15 protein-coding genes are annotated in these 17,800 nt (G+C 50.0%); all 15 read right to left on the bottom strand.

Annotation, left to right across the window (positions count from 1 at the left end):
• Positions 1–250 precede the first annotated feature (250 nt).
• Positions 251–1,441, bottom strand: coding sequence for a molecular chaperone DnaJ (dnaJ, locus tag ABXS75_14880; protein ID XCP84336.1), 1,191 nt, complete (start codon positions 1,439–1,441; stop codon positions 251–253).
• 144 nt (positions 1,442–1,585) lie between these two features.
• On the bottom strand, positions 1,586–3,445 hold the full coding sequence (gene dnaK / locus ABXS75_14885) for a molecular chaperone DnaK (protein ID XCP84337.1): 1,860 nt from the start codon (positions 3,443–3,445) through the stop codon (positions 1,586–1,588).
• An 84-nt stretch (positions 3,446–3,529) separates the two neighbouring features.
• A complete protein-coding gene (gene grpE / locus ABXS75_14890) occupies positions 3,530–4,210 on the bottom strand; it encodes a nucleotide exchange factor GrpE (protein ID XCP87165.1) in 681 nt (226 codons plus the stop codon).
• Between the two features lie 70 nt (positions 4,211–4,280).
• Complete coding sequence (gene hrcA / locus ABXS75_14895) at positions 4,281–5,324, bottom strand: heat-inducible transcriptional repressor HrcA (GenBank protein ID XCP84338.1); 1,044 nt, start codon at positions 5,322–5,324, stop codon at positions 4,281–4,283.
• A gap of 192 nt (positions 5,325–5,516) precedes the next feature.
• Positions 5,517–6,107 (bottom strand): HAD family phosphatase, encoded by a 591-nt coding sequence (locus tag ABXS75_14900; protein XCP84339.1) that lies wholly within the window; start codon positions 6,105–6,107, stop codon positions 5,517–5,519.
• Positions 6,107–6,586 (bottom strand): GNAT family N-acetyltransferase, encoded by a 480-nt coding sequence (locus ABXS75_14905; GenBank protein XCP84340.1) that lies wholly within the window; start codon positions 6,584–6,586, stop codon positions 6,107–6,109. Before ABXS75_14905 ends, ABXS75_14900 begins: the two co-directional genes overlap by 1 nt.
• A 111-nt stretch (positions 6,587–6,697) precedes the next feature.
• Positions 6,698–7,906: a radical SAM family heme chaperone HemW gene (gene hemW, locus ABXS75_14910; protein XCP84341.1), complete on the bottom strand. Its 1,209-nt coding sequence runs from the start codon at positions 7,904–7,906 to the stop codon at positions 6,698–6,700.
• 171 nt (positions 7,907–8,077) lie between these two features.
• Positions 8,078–9,892, bottom strand: a complete 1,815-nt coding sequence (lepA, locus tag ABXS75_14915) for a translation elongation factor 4 (protein XCP87166.1) — start codon at positions 9,890–9,892, stop codon at positions 8,078–8,080.
• Between the two features lie 34 nt (positions 9,893–9,926).
• Positions 9,927–10,913, bottom strand: coding sequence for a DNA polymerase III subunit delta (gene holA / locus ABXS75_14920; GenBank protein ID XCP84342.1), 987 nt, complete (start codon positions 10,911–10,913; stop codon positions 9,927–9,929).
• On the bottom strand, positions 10,910–13,312 hold the full coding sequence (locus ABXS75_14925; GenBank protein ID XCP84343.1) for a ComEC/Rec2 family competence protein: 2,403 nt from the start codon (positions 13,310–13,312) through the stop codon (positions 10,910–10,912). The genes holA and ABXS75_14925 overlap by 4 nt, the downstream gene beginning before the upstream one ends.
• A gap of 4 nt (positions 13,313–13,316) precedes the next feature.
• Entirely contained in the window at positions 13,317–14,240 is a 924-nt protein-coding gene (locus ABXS75_14930) for a GerMN domain-containing protein (GenBank protein XCP84344.1), read from the bottom strand.
• A 14-nt stretch (positions 14,241–14,254) separates the two neighbouring features.
• Positions 14,255–15,739, bottom strand: a complete 1,485-nt coding sequence (locus ABXS75_14935) for a HAMP domain-containing sensor histidine kinase (GenBank protein XCP84345.1) — start codon at positions 15,737–15,739, stop codon at positions 14,255–14,257.
• Positions 15,696–16,385, bottom strand: a complete 690-nt coding sequence (locus tag ABXS75_14940) for a response regulator transcription factor (protein ID XCP84346.1) — start codon at positions 16,383–16,385, stop codon at positions 15,696–15,698. The genes ABXS75_14935 and ABXS75_14940 overlap by 44 nt, the downstream gene beginning before the upstream one ends.
• Positions 16,386–16,422: 37 nt before the next feature.
• A complete protein-coding gene (locus tag ABXS75_14945; protein ID XCP84347.1) occupies positions 16,423–17,043 on the bottom strand; it encodes a helix-hairpin-helix domain-containing protein in 621 nt (206 codons plus the stop codon).
• 287 nt (positions 17,044–17,330) lie between these two features.
• On the bottom strand, positions 17,331–17,762 hold the full coding sequence (locus ABXS75_14950) for a DMT family transporter (GenBank protein ID XCP84348.1): 432 nt from the start codon (positions 17,760–17,762) through the stop codon (positions 17,331–17,333).
• Positions 17,763–17,800 lie beyond the last annotated feature (38 nt).

Raw genomic sequence — 17,800 nt, forward strand, 5'->3', positions numbered from 1 at the left:
TTTGGTATGTATTGTTGGGGTTGCGATCATTGCCGCTGTTGTGACGGCTTCCGTAAGTGCCGTACTTGGCGGAGTAATCGGCGGAGAGCTTGACTCAGAAGATTAGTGCAGTGTACCGCTGTCTAAGTCAAATGGACATGCAAGCATGTCCGCTTGGCTCGTTGCTCGCGGGAATAAAGACCTTCGAATCAAGGACAGATGAAATCTTGTCTCTGTCCTTCTTTTCGTAGGTCTTTTTATTTTAACCTTATTATTCTTCAAAGGTCTCCTTGAGTTTATCCATGAATCCCTTTTTCTTTCCTTTGACCTTGGAATCGGACGAAGTTGTCTCCTGATTCAGGCTGTTTCCTGACAATTCATCGAACCTGCGCAGGGCTTCTTTGGCTTCCGCACTTAATTTTTCCGGTGTCTGGATCACCAAAGTCACATAGTGATCTCCCCGAAGCTGCGGATTTCTGAGGGACGGAACACCTTTTCCTTTCAGACGCACCTTTGTGTCCGTCTTTGTCCCTGGTTTGACCGTATAGATCACATCGCCGTCTACGGTCTTGATTCTCACGTCACCGCCCAGCGCTGCCTGTGCGAACGAAATAGGCGCTGTGGAGAAAATGTGTACGTCCTGTCTCTGGAACAGCGGGTGTCTGGACACAGTAACCTCCACCAGAAGGTCTCCTCTCGGGCCACCGTTGATTCCCGGCTCTCCCTTTTCCCGGATACGGACACTCTGCCCGTTGTCGATTCCGGCCGGAATGGATACCTTGATCTTTTTACGGCTGGATACATAACCTGTTCCACCACAATCCGGACATTTTTCTTTGATAATCTTTCCGCTTCCATGGCATTCCGGACAGGTCTGCACATTCTGAACGGTACCGAAAAATGACTGAGAGGTGAACACCACCTGACCCTTGCCGCCACACCTTGAACAGGTCTCCGGGGAAGTTCCCGGCTTTGCACCCGTTCCGTTACATTTGCTGCACGGGTCCTTTAACACGACTTCCAGTTCCTTTTCGCAGCCAAATACTGCCTCCTCAAATGTAATCCGGATTCCTTTGCGGATATTAGCTCCCTTCATCGGGCCTGTGTTGGCGCGTCCGCCGCGTCGTCCACCGCCTCCGAACAGATCGCCAAATATATCACCGAAAATATCACTGAAATCTGCGCCATTAAAATCAAAGCCGCCGAATCCGCCGGCTCCACCTGCCCCGCCGTCAAATGCGGCATGGCCAAACTGATCATACTGACGGCGCTTATCCGCATCACTTAATACTGCATAAGCCTCCGACGCCTCTTTGAACTTCTTCTCCGCTTCCGCATCTCCCGGGTTCATATCCGGGTGGTACTTTTTCGCCAGAGCTCTGTAAGCCTTTTTCAAAGTGGCATCGTCTGCATCTCGTGAGACGCCAAGGACTTCATAATAATCTCTTTTTGCTTCTGCCATAATCCTACCTCATTTCCTGTATTTCCGAATGCAAAGCACCGAGATGAAGGTCCACCGGACCTTCACTTAGGTATGCTTGGCAACGGAAATCTGCAAGACGGAATGACTCCGCCTTGCAGAATAACTCTCTATCTTTCGATTATCTTAAACTTCCTTGTAGTCGCCGTCTACCACGTCGTCTCCGTTAAATCCTTCCGGAGCCGGTCCTGCCTCCGGTGCCGGTCCTGCCTGTGCGCCAGCCTGTGCCTGCTCATAAACCTTTGTGAACAGCTTCTGTGCGCTCTCCATCAGTTTCTCTTTGCCTGCTTTGATCTCAGCGACCTGTGCATCAGAAAGCTCATCTGTGTTGGCCTTTGCCAGAATGTCTTTGAGTGCCTGAACGTCAGCCTCAACAGCGCTTCTGTCTGCAGCGTCAATCTTGTCTCCAACCTCTTTCAGCGCTTTCTCCGTCTGGAATACCATAGCATCTGCATCATTCTTTGCATCGATAGCTTCTTTACGTTTCTTGTCCTGTGCCTCAAACTCAGCCGCCTCTTTTACTGCGCGGTCGATGTCTGCATCGGACATGTTAGAACCTGCTGTGATGGTAATATGCTGTTCTTTTCCTGTTCCCAGATCTTTTGCGGATACATTTACGATACCGTTTGCATCAATATCGAAGGTAACCTCGATCTGCGGGATCCCACGCGGTGCCGGCGGAATTCCGTCCAGTCTGAACTGTCCAAGGGATTTGTTATCTCTTGCGAACTGTCTCTCACCCTGTACAACGTTGATATCAACGGCTGTCTGATTATCTGCTGCGGTAGAGAAAATCTGGCTCTTCTTGGTCGGGATCGTGGTATTTCTCTCGATCAGTCTGGTCGCAACGCCTCCCATGGTCTCGATAGAAAGGGAAAGCGGAGTTACGTCCAGAAGAAGGATATCGCCTGCGCCAGCATCTCCTGCCAGTTTACCGCCCTGTACGGAAGCTCCAAGTGCCACACACTCATCAGGGTTCAGGGATTTGCTCGGCTCTTTACCTGTCAGACGTTTTACCTCTTCCTGTACAGCCGGAATACGGGTAGATCCACCTACCAGAAGTACCTGGCCAAGCTCGGAAGCTGTGATTCCTGCGTCGGAAAGTGCACGTCTTACCGGCTCTGCTGTCTTGTCTACCAGATCATGTGTCAGCTCATCGAATTTTGCTCTGGTAAGGTTCATGTCAAAATGCTTCGGTCCTTCTGCTGTCGCAGTGATGAACGGAAGGTTGATGTTCGTAGTGGTTGCAGAAGAAAGTTCTTTCTTTGCCTTTTCTGCTGCTTCTTTCAGTCTCTGAAGCGCCATCTTATCACCGGATAAGTCTACGCCCTCTTTTGCCTTGAAATCTGCCAGCATATATTCTGTGATCTTCTGGTCGAAGTCATCTCCGCCCAGTCTGTTGTTTCCTGCTGTGGAAAGAACTTCGATTACGCCCTCGCCGATCTCGATGATGGAAACATCAAATGTACCGCCGCCTAAGTCGTATACCATGATCTTCTGCTCTTTCTCGTTGTCAAGTCCGTATGCAAGCGCTGCCGCAGTCGGCTCGTTGATGATACGTTTTACATCAAGACCTGCGATCTTACCTGCATCTTTGGTTGCCTGACGCTGTGCGTCGTTGAAGTATGCCGGAACAGTGATGACTGCCTCGGTAACCTTCTCGCCAAGATATCCTTCTGCGTCTGCTTTCAGTTTCTGAAGGATCATTGCGGAAATCTCCTGCGGAGAGTATTTCTTGTCGTCAATTTTTACTTTATAATCGCTTCCCATCTCTCTCTTAATAGAAGAAATGGTCTTCTCAGCATTCGTTACTGCCTGACGTTTTGCCGGCTCACCTACCAGACGCTCTCCGGTCTTTGTGAATGCCACAACAGACGGTGTCGTTCTTGCGCCTTCTGTATTTGCGATTACTACCGGCTGTCCGCCTTCCATAACCGCCACACAACTGTTGGTTGTACCTAAGTCAATTCCAATAATCTTTCCCATGATAGTGACCTCCTGATATTTTATAATTGTTTTAATTTGCTGTATTCATTTATATTAAGTGCCTCTTATGGCACACAATATACCTTAGTTTGCTACTTTTACCATGCTGTGGCGCACCACGCTGTCACGGTACATATAACCCTTCTGGAACTCTTCGGCTACGATATTCTCACCAAGCTCTTCATCTTCCACATGCATTACTGCATTGTGGAAATCCGGGTTGAATTCCTGGCCAACGGCCTCGATCGGTTTCACGCCAAGTCCTTCCAGTGTGGTCATAAGCTGTTTGTAAATCTGGGACATACCCTGCACAAACGGGCTTTCCTGTTCCTCTTCGGATACGGTCTGAAGTCCGCGCTCAAAATTATCTACGACCGGGAGAATCTTCTCCACAACATCTTTGGCTCCGATCTCATACATGGCAGATTTTTCTTTCTCGGTTCTCTTTCTGTAATTGTCGAACTCTGCCATCTGTCTGGTGAGCTTATCGGTAAGATCTGCGATCTGCTCATCTTTTTTGTCCTTCTTCTTTGCGAAAAAGCCTTTTTTCTTAGGAGCTTCCTCAGTCTCTTCTGTTTCTTTGGCCTCTGTCTCCTGCTCCTTGCCGCCTTCTTCCTCTGCATCTTCCGCTTCCGCACCTTCTGCTTCCGCGACCTTTTCCTCCTGCGGCTCCTCAGCGTTTTCCATCTCCTGCTGCTCAGCCTCGGCCTCAGCGGCCTTCTTTGCTTCTTCCACTGCTTCTTTTACCATTTCTTCATTGCTCATCTGCTTATCCAACGGTCTGCCACCTTTCTTTTTCTATATTAAAATCTGTCAAATCCGCCTGTATATTCCACTAACTGCTTCTGTGGAAAATATTGTCAAGCTCTGCCATCAACGTCTTGAGAGTCTTCATTACATGCTCATAATCCATACGCTTCGGTCCGATAATTCCGATGGTTCCCTGCATTCCCTCGCCCAGCTCATAAGTTGCTGTGACGACGCTGCAGTCCTTCATCTTCTCCACCTTGGATTCCCCACCGATATACACCTGAATATCTTTGTTCTCGCTGCTCGCCATCGTCTGTGTGACCAGGGAAGCAAGCTGCTGCTTTTCTTCAAATGCACTGATGATCTCCTGGGCGCTCTTTTTATCGCTCAGCTCCGGATATTTGAAAATGTTGGTAGCTCCACTGGTGTAGATTTCCATACCGTCGTCCACCTGAACCATGTTCGCTACCACGTCCAGTACGTTGCTCACGATCTCGCTGTGAATGCCTGCCTGCTCTTTGAGTCTTGCGATCAGCCCCAGGTTGATCTCCTCAATCGCCATTCCATTGAGGGAGGTATTGAGCAGCATATTCAGCTTCAGGAGTCCCTCGTTCGTGAGCGGTTCTTCCAGCGTCACGATCTGGTTCTTGACGATGTTGCCTTCCATCACGATCACCGCGATGAGCTGCGTCTCGTCTACCTGAGACAACTGGATAAATTTGATCTTATTTCTATTATAGACCGGAGTGGAAATCATCGTCGCGTAGTTGGTGTTATTCGCAAGCACCTTCGCCGCCTGCTTGAGGAGCTGTTCCATCTTATCTGCCTTTTCCAGCATCTGCTCCTTCATCTCTGTGACTTCCTGCTCCTTCTTGCTCATCAGCATATCCACGTACCAGCGATAGCCTTTGTCCGATGGTATCCTTCCTGCTGATGTATGAGGCTGCATGATGTATCCAAGCTCTTCCAGATCCGCCATCTCATTCCGGATCGTCGCCGAACTTAGATTTAAGTCCGTATACTTGGAAATCGTTCTGGAGCCGACCGGTTCTCCGGTGTCCAGGTAATTCTTGATAATCGCGTGCAAAATCTTCGACTTGCGGTCACTTAACTCCTGTATGGACTCCATAGGCTGCCTCCTTTTCACTTATTAGCACTCATTTAATTTGAGTGCTAACATCTTTCGTTTATAAATGTAACACTCTGAAATCACTTTGTCAACCCAGTTTATAATTATTTTATAGATTCACAAAAACTACACTTGATACCACTTTTAAAATGGTTCCATTTCCACTTTTCCCGCTTTGAATCACGTTCTAAATCAAAACCACATTTCCTTAATTCTCGGATAATCCCCTGAAAATACATGTCCATGAATCCCCAGCTTCCCAGCCGCCTCCACATTTTCCGGCCTGTCGTCGATGAACAGGCATTCCTCTGGAATCAGATGATAGGTCTCTAACAGATAACGGTAGATCGCCGGGTCCGGCTTGATCAGATGGATATCAGCCGACACGACGACTCCGTCAAAATAGTCAAGATCCGCAAAGCGGGGAAAATAATTATAGAAATCTTTGCTGGCATTGGATAAAACATATAAATGGTATCCTTCCTCGCGGAGCCCGTCGCAAAACCTGCGTGCGCCTGCAACCGGAGTCATACAGATGTTCCATTCCTCGGTGCAGCGCATCAGCGCGCCATGCCATTTTTCGGGCACGCGGCGGCTGACCTTTTCAAACATGCCCTCCGGCGTCAGATACCCCAGGTCGCTCTCCACCCACTCCGGCCCCTGAAATAATTCTGCCCGGATACAATTCCTTGCCTCCTCGGAATCGCAGAATGCGCGAAGCGGAACCTCCGGGTCATACTCCAGCAGTACATTTCCCATATCGAAAATAATATTCTTAAGCATTACAGCTCCTCCCTTTTCTTTTCCATATCATATAGTCCCAGTTCATTTGGGCTCTCCTTGCCTTTCATATAGTGATATCCCAATGCTTCATAAAACTGGTGGGCCGTGATGGACGCGTGCAATTCTGTTCGTCTTGTGCTGCGAAACAGCTCATCTTGTTCCAGCGCCTCCATAATCCTTCGCCCGATTCCCTTTCCCTGATACTCCGGCAGCACGGACACACTCATAATGTAGCTGTCCGTCTCGCTTCCCTCCATCATACAGATCGTTCCGGTGCCCAATATCCTTCCCTCTTCGCTTCGCACCACATACATGTGCCCGTTTTTTGCTATTTCCGCCACTTTTTCCGGCGTATGGCTGCCTGCAAGCTCCTCCATCATCGCGCGGGGATAGTCCCGGATATTCACCTCCAGAAAATTACGGCACATAAGCGCCGAAACTTCGCTGATTTCCTCCTGTCTTACTCTCCCTGTCTGCATAAGTATCTCCTTTCCACTAACTTACCCCCAACCGGATTTCGTATGTATCGCCTCTTCCTCTTTTGGCACAATTTCTGCCTGATTCCCCCCATTTAAGCCTCCTAAGGCCATTTAAAATAAGAATTCTACAAACACCGCATTGCTCACATCAATTCCTGCCTCTGTAAGTGCGATCCTGTCACCACTTACTTCCATAAATCCAAGCTTTTTCATTTTCTCTAAAGGTTCTCTGTAAATCTCATGGAATGCCTGTCCGAATTTCGTCTTAAACTCTGCCCCTGATATTCCTTCTATTTTACGGAGTCCCAGGAACACGAATTCTTCCATCATCTCTTCCCTGCCAAGCCTGTCTCCATGGAACTTGTCCGTAAAATGTCTGCGGTACTCTTCTATGTCAGCCGGATTGGAGTACCGCGCGTCCCGAAATAAAGAAGCGGCCCCCACTCCGAATCCCAGATAGGGCACCCTCTCCCAATAGCCCAGATTATGACGGCATTCATAGCCCGGCTTTGCATAGTTGGAAATCTCATACCGCTCATATCCGTATTCCGAGAGCAGCTCTTTGGTCCTATGGTAAATCTTCCGCTCCTCTTCCTCCCCGGGCAGAGCAGGCCGCCCCTCTTCTGCTTTGTCCCGCCCTGCATCTTTCTCAAATTCCGTTTTCTGTCCTTCTTCGCCGAACCAATCATAAAATAACGTTCCCGGCTCAATGATCAGACTATATGCAGAAATATGCTCCGGTGCAAGATTCGCCACGCTTCGAAGGCTGTCTTCCCAGCTCTCTAAAGTCTGCCCCGGGATCGCGGAGATCAGATCCACATTGATATTCTGAAACCCTGCCTTCCTCGCCATTTGGTATGACCGGAGAAATTCCTCGTAGGTGTGAATCCGCCCCAGCATTTTAAGTTCCTCGTTATGAACGGACTGCAGCCCGATGCTAAGGCGGTTTATTCCCGCCCGCCTATATGCCATGAGCTTCTCCTCCGTCACCGTACCAGGGTTCATCTCCAGCGAAATCTCCACATTTTCCCCAAAAGTAAATGCGCCCCGAAGCGTCGTCATGATCTGCTCAATCTGTTCTGTGCTCAGAATGGACGGGGTGCCTCCGCCGAAGAAAACGGTCGTGACCTCGCAGGAAGCCTCCCCGTCCTTTTTCCCCTCTTTTCGCAATTCCTCGCCGCATACACGTATTTCTTCACACAGGAGGTCCACATATTCTGCTCTTTGGGCCGCTGTCGACGGCGCAGATAAAAAATCGCAATACGCACACTTTTTTACACAAAAGGGAATGTGAATGTAAAGTTCTAACGGTTTCCTCATATTTTTTCCTTTCTCACCAGTCTCTTATCCTGCAACTGCCAGGTGGCGCCTTACAGCACGCTGCAAGAGATTTAATCTACGCTCCTCTGCGGGAATAAAAACGGGGACAGCCCTGTCTTAGAAACTATCCCCTCTTATTTCAAATCAATTAGGTATTCCTCTGCTTACCTTCTATTTGTCATCTAGCTTGAGCACGCTCATGAACGCTTTCTGCGGTATCTCCACGCTGCCCACCTGGCGCATTCGCTTCTTGCCTTCCTTCTGCTTCTCCAGCAGCTTCTTCTTACGCGTGATATCGCCGCCGTAGCATTTTGCAAGCACGTCTTTGCGCAGTGCCTTTACGGTCTCCCGGGCGATGATCTTGCTTCCGATGGCCGCCTGGATCGGAATCTCAAAGAGCTGCCTCGGGATCTCTTCTTTTAGCTTTTCACACATCTTGCGTCCGCGCTCATACGCACTTCCCGCAAATACGATGAAGGAAAGAGCGTCCACCTCTTCTCTGTTGATCAGGATATCCAGCTTCACAAGCTCAGAGCGCTCGTAGCCAAGCAGCTCATAGTCAAAGGAAGCATACCCCCGGGATCTGGATTTCAGCGCGTCAAAGAAATCATAAATGATCTCGTTGAGCGGCAGATGATACCGGAGCACTGCCCGAGTTTCTTCTATATATTCCATTCCCTGATAGATTCCGCGCCTCTCCTGGCACAGATCCATGATTGCGCCGATGAACTCTGACGTCACCATGATCTCCGCTTTTACAAGCGGCTCCTCCATGTATTCAATCTCAGCGGGATCCGGCAGGTTGGAGGGATTGGTCAGTTCGATCACCTCTCCATTTGTTTTATGCACCTTATAAATAACTCCCGGCGCCGTCGTCACCAGATCGAGGTTGTACTCCCGCTCCAGTCTCTCCTGAATGATTTCCAGATGAAGAAGTCCCAAAAATCCACATCTGAATCCGAAGCCAAGCGCAAGCGAGGTCTCCGGCTCAAACTGAAGGGCGGCATCGTTTAACTGCAACTTCTCCAGCGCGTCCCGAAGATCCGGGTATTTGGAACTATCCGCCGGATACATACCGCAGTAGACCATCGGATTAACCTTCTTGTATCCCGGCAGAGGCTTTGCACACGGGTTTTGTGCATTCGTGACCGTATCGCCCACGCGGGTGTCCTTGACATTCTTAAGGCTGGCGGTAAAATAGCCCACCATGCCCGCGGAGAGCTCTTCACAGGGAATGAACTGGCCCGCTCCGAAATACCCGACTTCCACTACTTCAGCCGTAGCCCCGGTAGCCATCATACGGATCGGCGTTCCCTTGCGGACATTGCCCTCCTTCATTCTGCAAAATACGATGACTCCCTTGTAGGGGTCGTAGAGAGAATCGAAGATCAACGCCTGAAGCGGCGCGTCCGGATCCCCCGCCGGTGCAGGAATCTTCTCCACAATCTGCTCCAGCACCTGACCCACATTCAACCCGGTCTTCGCAGAGATCTGCGGCGCGTCCTGGGCCTCAATTCCAATCACATCTTCAATCTCCTCGATCACGCGCTCCGGCTCCGCGCTCGGCAGATCCACCTTATTGATCACCGGAATCACGTCCAGATCATGGTCCAGAGCCAGGTACACATTCGCCAGCGTCTGCGCCTCCACTCCCTGGGCCGCGTCCACCACCAGGATTGCTCCGTCGCACGCCGCCAGGCTCCGGGAAACCTCATAATTAAAGTCCACATGTCCCGGCGTGTCGATCAGATTGAAAATATACTCCTCGCCGTTTTTCGCCTTATATACCGTGCGGACCGCCTGAGACTTGATCGTGATTCCTCTCTCCCGCTCAAGCTCCATATTGTCCAACACCTGGGACTGCATCTCACGGCTGGTGAGGAGTCCGGTCATCTCGATAATCCGGTCTGCAAGCGTAGATTTCCCATGATCGATATGCGCAATAATACAAAAATTCCGAATCTTCTTCTGATCCATATGCATAATCAAAAAACTCCTTATCTGTCATTTCTATATTGTTCTATCCTCTTCCCGCGCTGTACTGTACCAGAAAAAGTTCCACCGAAAGCGTGTCCCCGATCTGCCCGGTCTTTACGCTCTCCTCACTTTCCACTCCGGCTTCCACGATCTGACGCAGCTCTTCCCCGCTAAAGGCTTTGGCCTGGGCGCGGTATTTCCCTATCAGGAACGGCATAATCCCTGCCTTCGCCGCCATCTCCTTCGGCGGATATCCCAGGCGTTCCATCTCTTTGATCTCCATCAGAATCCGGAATTGCCGGGTCAGGAGATACAGGATCCGCATCGGGGGCTCCTTTAACGCCAGAAGATCATAGTAATAATCCAGCGCCTTCCTCTGCTCCTTGCCTGCGACCGCGTCCACCATATCGAAAATATGGTTCGTGATCTGGGTCGTGCAGATCGCGTCGATATCCGCCACGGTCACTTCCGTATGATGCATGGCATAGCAGAGCAGCTTCTCCAGTTCCTTCTGGACATTCTCCATATCGTTTCCCACTTTGCCCAGAAAATACCGTGCAGCAGACTCTGTCATCACCTGATTCTCTTTTTTCACGTTCCCGAGGATCCACCTGACAAGCGTCCGCTCGTCCTGCCGGCTAAGCTCCACAATGCGGCCCTTGTCCTTGACTGCTTTATAGAGCTTTCCCCTCTTGTCAATCTCTTCTTCCACAAAGATCATGTACGTGGTCTCCGGCATCTCCTTCACATACCCGGCAAGCTCCGGCGATGCATTTTTGAAAAATCCCGTATTCTCCAGCACGATCAGCCTGCGCTCGGCAAAAAACGGCATCGTCTCGGCCAGGTCGATCACCTCGCGGGGATTCGTATTCTTCCCCTCAAAATACGTGTAATTCATGGTATCGCCTTCCGGCACCATCGCTTTTACGAACCTGTCCTTATACTGCTTTTTCAGGTACCCCTCCTCGCCGCAGAGCAGATAAATCTTCTTAAATTGTCCTGTTTTCAAATCTTCATTTAAACTTTTCATGGTCTCAGTATACAATATTTCTTTCCGTCTGTACACAATTTTACAGCATTTCCGTCCTTCGTATTATATAAGGTAACGCTCCAATTTGCAAGTCTTTCCAGCACATCCGGATGCGGGTGTCCGTAGCGATTTTTCTTTCCGGCCGAGATCCATGCGGCATCAGGCCGTACTGTCTCCAAAAGTTCCCCGCTTGTGGCGAACTTAGAGCCATGATGCCCAACTTTGAGCAACTCATACGAATCCGGCATCTCTCCTGCCTCTTTGAGCGCCTTAAGCTCCGCTATAAAGGCTGCCTCCCCCTCTTTTTCCAGATCTCCGGTAAACAGCATGTCAAATTCTCCGTAGGTAAGGCTTAAAACCATGGAGGCCTCATTTCCTGAGAACTCACCCTTTGGCCACAGGCAGGAAATCGTCAGTTCCCCCTCCGCCAGACTTTGCCCCGGCCCTGCCACGCAAACGCGGGTCCCCGCCTCCCCTGCGAGCTTTGCCAGTTCTGTCAGTTTCTCGTCCCACACCTCCCCCGGCGGCAGGATCAGATTCCGAATCCTGACTCCTACCAGTTTCCGGGAAAGCATCTCCATGATTCCGCTTAAATGGTCAATATCTCCGTGGGAAATCCATACATAGTCCACACTTCCCACGCCCTGAGATTTTAAAAATGGTTCGATCCGGTATTTTCCGACCTGATCCACCCCGCTGCTTCCCCCGTCGATCAAGTAGGTGCCTCCTTCGGGCCCGCGAATGAAAAAACTATCTCCCTGATCCACGTTCAGCATAACGATTTCCAGATTTCTGCAATCCGTTCGCGAAACGGTCAGCACCACCACACCGCAGAGCATCAGCCCTCCGGCGAGCAGGCTTAATCTTCTTCCGTTTTTTTGAAAGCTGTTTTGCCCTCTTCTTCTTTTTACATTCTTCTGCTGCCGTCGTGTCCTTCTAAAAAGCAACACCGCAGCCAGCATGAATCCGATATAACCTGCGATCTGTAAGGCCCCCGGCCGGCCGGTCACCCACCTTGCCCCGGGAAGAGACAAAATCCATTCGGCACCTTTATAATAGAACTCCATTCCCAGGGCAACTATCTTAAAGACCAGCGCGGCGCCACTGTGTAAACCCTTTCCTGCTATTTCCAAGAAAGCACCGCTTGCTCTACCTGCCAGAAACCCTGCCGCACTCCCCAACAGGACTCCGCCAATCCCGCACGCAAAAATCACAGACGCCAAAGGAATGGCCACCAGGTTCCACACAAGAGAATACGGACACACCTCATAATAATAAAATAACAGAATTGGCAGAAGAACGATCTGAACTGCCAAAGGCATTCGCAGGCTCTTCTTTATTTTCAGCCAGACGGCCTTCCCTTTTGGCAGCTTTCCTGCCGGATCATTTCCGATTTCTTCCACCCCATCTTCCGTTCCCAGCATCGAACCCAGCCCATAAATTCCCAAAATAGCGCCATAAGACAACTGGAATCCGGTATCCAAAAGGGAGAGCGGATTCGTAAGAAGTGCCGCCAGCGCCGCCACCGAAAGTGCTGTCACGCCATCATACTCCCTGCCCGTCACATACGCTCCCATGCGAAGCAAAAACATCAGAACTGCGCGGACCGCTGAAACGCTTGCCCCCGTCATGATCACATAAAAGCACATCACTATACTTCCCACGACCGCTGCCGGAGGGACCGGGCTGCCAAACCTGCGAAGCAGCCGATAAAGCCCCATTCCCAGAAATGACACATGAAGCCCGGAAATGGCCAGAATATGCCCGATCCCGCTTTTCTGATACAGTTCTTTTTCCTGGATTCTTTCGATAACGATCTCCCCAAACGGGGCTTCCTCCTCTTCGCCCGAAGTCATCTTACTTCCCAGCAGCATGGAGCACAGGACCCTGCCTTTCTCTTCCCCTAAGTATTGCAAGATGACGGTCTGCGCATACCTCTTTAAGCTCCACAAATGTTCGCGAAGGACATTCGCGTCCCCAGAGGTCTGCCGAATCCTGGCCTCATAAAAAGCAGCATAGGTTCTCTGTTTCTGCTGATAAAATTTCTGATCGAAATTACCCGGATTCGATGCCTCCTCAAAAAAAGAAACCTTGCCGCAAAGCTGCACATACTGGCCAATCTTTGGCACCTCCTCCGTTTCCACGTAGGCGGTCACCCTCTCCTTTTCCACCTCTTCCTCCCCAATCCGAAGCCGATCCAGATACAAGAGTGTCTCCTTCCCATTCCAATCTTTTTTGAAAATCCTCCCCCTGATCTCAGATGTCTCCCCTTCTGCAAGCAGCGTCTCGCACCTGGATCTTGCCAGCGCGGGAAATGCTTTTTCCCCCAACACTGCATACAGAATGCATATAAAAATCACCAGGCCTGTTAAGACCTGGCATACATATCTTTTTTTCAACCGGTTATTCTTCCTCCACAATATCAAGGTTCCTGCTCAGAGGTTTCTTCAGATCCACACTGTTCTGATACATGATATTGCTGTCCCCGTTAATGGCAATCTGCACTCTTCCCGCCGCGCCGCTCTCCGTCACGGAATTCACGATCGAATAAATGATGATCTCGGGCTTTACGCCCACCGCAGCATTCTGGAGTCCTTCATCAAAATTCAGATAGCACACGCCGTCCTTTAACGACACGCCAAGGAGCTTCGTCCCTTTGGGAATCGTCTGCAAAAACTCTTCCCCCACGCCTTTCATGAGCTTCTCCACAATCAGCCGCTCCTTAGACGTATTACTATTATAGCGGACTCTCACCTTCTTCGGTACCAGAGTGTCCCCCTTCTTGCCCGCAAAATATAATGTCAGCTCCGTCTCCTGGAAGGAATTGATGGAAGACCCTGTATTCTGCACAAAATCCTCCGCCTGAAAATAGCCGTACACTTCTCCGTCCTGATTGGCAAGTGGATTCCCGTCCACATAGATGGATACCAGATCCACGCCCTCGATCTGTGTCAGCGTGCGCACCAGCGCTGCGCGGCACAACACCTCTTGTACCACGTTCATCTTCCCATACGCTTCATTAAAATACAGGCTCAGCTTTTCGTCCTCCAGGACCATATCCAAAAGCTCGACTCCCTTGGGGATCGACGGCTGCCCTTCCTTGGCGTCGTCGCTCACCTTCAGCCTTCCGATCATATCCCGGACTGCCTTATTCGCATCGCCGATTTCTTTCGTGTAGGCCACCTCAAGAAGTGCCGTTCCTTCAGTATTTACATGGTAAATCTTATATTTGGCATCTACCGGTTCTTCTTTCGCTTCGCAGGCCGATAACCCAAAGCTCAAAAGAAGCACTACGGCAATCGTACAAAAAACCGTCCTTTTCTTCATAGGATCACTTCTTTCTATTTCGCAATATAATTCAGCGGTATACGTACATTGAAGGTCGTGCCCTCTCCCGGTTCACTGTATACCTTGATGGCGCCCCGGTGCATAACGACCGCATTTCTGGCAATGGAAAGTCCAAGGCCTGTTCCTCCGATCTCACGGGAATGTGACTTGTCCACACGATAGAACCGTTCAAAAATGTTGTCCATCTCCTCTTTGGGAATCCCGATCCCCGAATCCTCCACTTTCAGATAAAAATACTTATGGTCGGCATTTAATGTCACCTGGACCCGGCCGCCCTCCTTGTTGTATTTGATCGCATTTTCCACAAGATTCGTGATGACAAGCGCCATCTTCACCTCATCGACCTCCGCCGTCACCGGACGAAAGCTCTCAAATATCAATTCAATATTCCGCTTTGCCGCCAGGGGCCTGAGCCTTTTTAAAATACGCTCCACCAGTTCATTGATATCCCGGCTCTCCACGCTTAGATTGCTTCCCTTTTTATCCAGCTTCACCAGCTCCAGAAGGTCGTTGATGATCTTATTCTCCCGCTCGATCTCTTCCGATACGTCTCCCATAAATTCCCGATACAATTCTACCGGCGCCTCCGGCTGGGCAAGAAGCGAATCTGCCAGCACCTTTACCGACGCCAGCGGCGTTTTCAGCTCGTGTGACACATTCGATACAAATTCCTCCCGGGAAGCATCGATCACCCGATACCTGGACCACAATTTGTTAAACGCCTCCGAGATCTGTCTGGTCTCGATATACGCATTTTCCTCCAAATGCTTATCCTCATAGCCGTCCGCCATCTCCTCGATGGTATGTGTGATCCGTTTGAACGGGCGCACCAGAAAAAATCCTACCAAAACAGAAAAGATGACCAGCACCACGCCCACTGCCGCGGTCACCACACGGCTCCTGGCTTTTAGTGCCTCCACGCCCTCGAGAACGCTGTCCGCAGAAATACTTACGAGCATCATGCCACGTACCTTGTTGCCGTTCTCGGTAATCGGGACCGCCACCTCAATGTAGTTATTCTCCTCATCATAACTGCTGGTCTGTTCCCCGCGGTAACACCGGACCACGTCCTCCGAGACGATAGTCTTACCTTCCTGCAGATTATATGTATCTTTTACGATCCGAAATTCATCATTGATGACCACGACTCTTCCATTATAAATATTGGAGAGCTGAGTTAGTTCCGCATTGATCACTTCTGAACTGGTATTCTTCAGATAATTAGAACTGATTAACTGATTGCTCAAAATCATGCATTGGTTCTGAATCTCCGCAGTACGCATCGACACCGCCCGCTGCTCGTAATTCTCCAGAATAGCCCCTCTAAGAAAAATACACGCCAGAATTCCGACCACACTAAAAAGGAATGCGATGCGCACATGCAGACTCTTTAGAAACCTTATAATAAACTTTGGTATAAACTTTGATGTAACTTTATCCCCTGAAATAATAACCAACTCCCCACTTCGTGTATACATATTTCGGGTCACTCGGGTTTACCTCGATCTTCTCCCTGAGACGGCGGATATGTACGTCCACTGTTCTGGCATCTCCCGGATACTCATATCCCCAGACAATATTCAGCAGATTCTCCCTGCTGTAAACCTTATTGGGGTTCGTGACCAGCAGTTCCAAAAGGTCGAATTCCTTCGCCGTAAGGTTCAGCTCCCTGTCCCCGGAAAAAACTCTGCGGCTCTCACAATCGATCCGCAGATCCCCTTTCACGATCTGCTTTCCGGCAAGATTCGTTTCTTCCTTTTTCCCTGTCCGGCGCATGATCGCTTTTAATCTGGCCTTCACTTCCAATATGTTGAATGGTTTTGTTATGTAATCATCTGCTCCGTATTCCAGACCCAGGATCTTATCCATGTCGTCTCCTTTGGCAGTCAGCATTACGATCGGAACATCTGAAAAATCACGAATCTGCCTGCACACCTCAAAGCCATCGCATTTGGGCAGCATCACGTCCAGAAGTATGATGTCATACTCCTTACGCTTTGCCATCTCCAGCGCTTCCTCTCCGTCATAGGCGCAATCCACTTCCATATCATCCTGCTCCAGACTGAAACGGATTCCCTTCACGATTAATTTTTCATCATCTACTACCAATACTTTTCTGCTCATACTGCCTCTCCCTTATTACTATACTATGATATACGGATTACTCCGCACTTTGTTGTATCGTTATATGATCTTTTATTTTCTGAAATATCCCGTCCCCAATTCCCGAAACATTCTTTACCTCATCTATACTTTTAAATGCACCCTGCTCCTCGCGGTAAGCCAGGATACCCTCAGCCTTGCTCTCACCGATTCCGCTTAAGGTCATCAGCTCTTCCTTTGAAGCCGTGTTGAGATTCACTTTTCTCACAGAATCCGCCGGCGTGCTGCCCTCTCCGGCCCGTGCTTCCCCTCCGGATACCTGAAGCGCTTTTTCCTCCTCCTTTGACGGCACATAAATCTTCATACCGTCTGAAAGAAGCGCTGCCTGATTCAAATACGTGTCCGCCGCACCGGAAGTCATTCCGCCTGCCCTCTCGATCGCATCTGCGATCCGGCTTCCCTCCGGGAGAGTATACACCCCCGGATTTGCCACCATTCCACAGACATAGACACACACAGATGCAGCTTCCGTCATCTCCGCGCGCCCCTCCTCCCCGGAGTCGTCTGTCTTCTTCGAGTCCTTATCATTCAAAGCGTCCTCTGAATCTAATTCCTCTTCGGAAATCGTATCGAACACGTCCGTGTCCGGCTGCTTTTGCAGCCGCCAAGGCTGAAACATACGATCACTATGCTAATCCATACTCTGATCCATTTATAATGTCTTCTCTGCATTGGTTCTCCTACGCTGCGCAAAAGTCCGGCCCCTCCAGAATCCTTTCAGCCAAATCAGCCTGCAGGTTAAGACAAGTTTATTGTAACGAATTTCCGGGGAAAACTCAACCGTTAATTGTAATTCTGCTGTCAACTCTCAAAGAGACCTACCTACTCTTGCAATTTTCGTCGCATTTCGACGAATTACAGCGTAGTCACTAACGAACAACAAGAAGAACAGATGGCGGTCTTTGCCTACTTCCACTGGAAAATCGCAACGCCGATCAGCGCCAGCACCATGCCGCCGATCTTCCTCCAGTCCAGAGGCTCCTTATCCACGCCAAAAAGTCCCAGAAGCTCGATCACATATGCCACGATAAGCTGCGAGATCACGATGAGAAGCGCCGCCTTTGCCGGTCCTAACTGCTCCATACTTTTTATCACGGTCCAGGTGATTCCGGCGCCGATCACCCCTCCGAGCAGCACGTATTTCGGCTCTACCTTCGCGATGGAAGCCACACTGTCCCTCCCCATAATAAACCACATCACCAGACAGAGTGCAAAAGCGCTGAGCTGTACCCAGGCGTTGCTCACCCACATTCCCGTCGTCTTTGTCACCTGTGTATTGAATACTCCCTGCACACTCATAAGCGCTCCTGATAGAAGCGCAATCAAAAACCCGATCATCTTGCATACCTCCATTCTCTTTACCAGTATGCCCCATG

The organism is Roseburia hominis (genome assembly GCA_040702975.1).
Taxonomy (GTDB): domain Bacteria; phylum Bacillota; class Clostridia; order Lachnospirales; family Lachnospiraceae; genus Allocoprococcus; species Allocoprococcus hominis_A.

Excerpts from the sequence above, each read along its gene's own strand:
- ABXS75_14930 (XCP84344.1), bottom strand. The coding sequence starts at position 14,240 with ATGAAGAAAAGGACGGTTTTTTGTACGATTGCCGTAGTGCTTCTTTTG.
- ABXS75_14905 (XCP84340.1), bottom strand. The coding sequence starts at position 6,586 with ATGCAGACAGGGAGAGTAAGACAGGAGGAAATCAGCGAAGTTTCGGCG.
- hemW (XCP84341.1), bottom strand. The coding sequence starts at position 7,906 with ATGAGGAAACCGTTAGAACTTTACATTCACATTCCCTTTTGTGTAAAA.
- dnaJ (XCP84336.1), bottom strand. The coding sequence starts at position 1,441 with ATGGCAGAAGCAAAAAGAGATTATTATGAAGTCCTTGGCGTCTCACGA.
- ABXS75_14940 (XCP84346.1), bottom strand. The coding sequence starts at position 16,385 with ATGAGCAGAAAAGTATTGGTAGTAGATGATGAAAAATTAATCGTGAAG.
- ABXS75_14900 (XCP84339.1), bottom strand. The coding sequence starts at position 6,107 with ATGCTTAAGAATATTATTTTCGATATGGGAAATGTACTGCTGGAGTAT.
- grpE (XCP87165.1), bottom strand. The coding sequence starts at position 4,210 with ATGAGCAATGAAGAAATGGTAAAAGAAGCAGTGGAAGAAGCAAAGAAG.
- ABXS75_14945 (XCP84347.1), bottom strand. The coding sequence starts at position 17,043 with ATGTTTCAGCCTTGGCGGCTGCAAAAGCAGCCGGACACGGACGTGTTC.
- dnaK (XCP84337.1), bottom strand. The coding sequence starts at position 3,445 with ATGGGAAAGATTATTGGAATTGACTTAGGTACAACCAACAGTTGTGTG.
- hrcA (XCP84338.1), bottom strand. The coding sequence starts at position 5,324 with ATGGAGTCCATACAGGAGTTAAGTGACCGCAAGTCGAAGATTTTGCAC.
- holA (XCP84342.1), bottom strand. The coding sequence starts at position 10,913 with ATGAAAAGTTTAAATGAAGATTTGAAAACAGGACAATTTAAGAAGATT.
- ABXS75_14950 (XCP84348.1), bottom strand. The coding sequence starts at position 17,762 with ATGATCGGGTTTTTGATTGCGCTTCTATCAGGAGCGCTTATGAGTGTG.
- ABXS75_14935 (XCP84345.1), bottom strand. The coding sequence starts at position 15,739 with ATGTATACACGAAGTGGGGAGTTGGTTATTATTTCAGGGGATAAAGTT.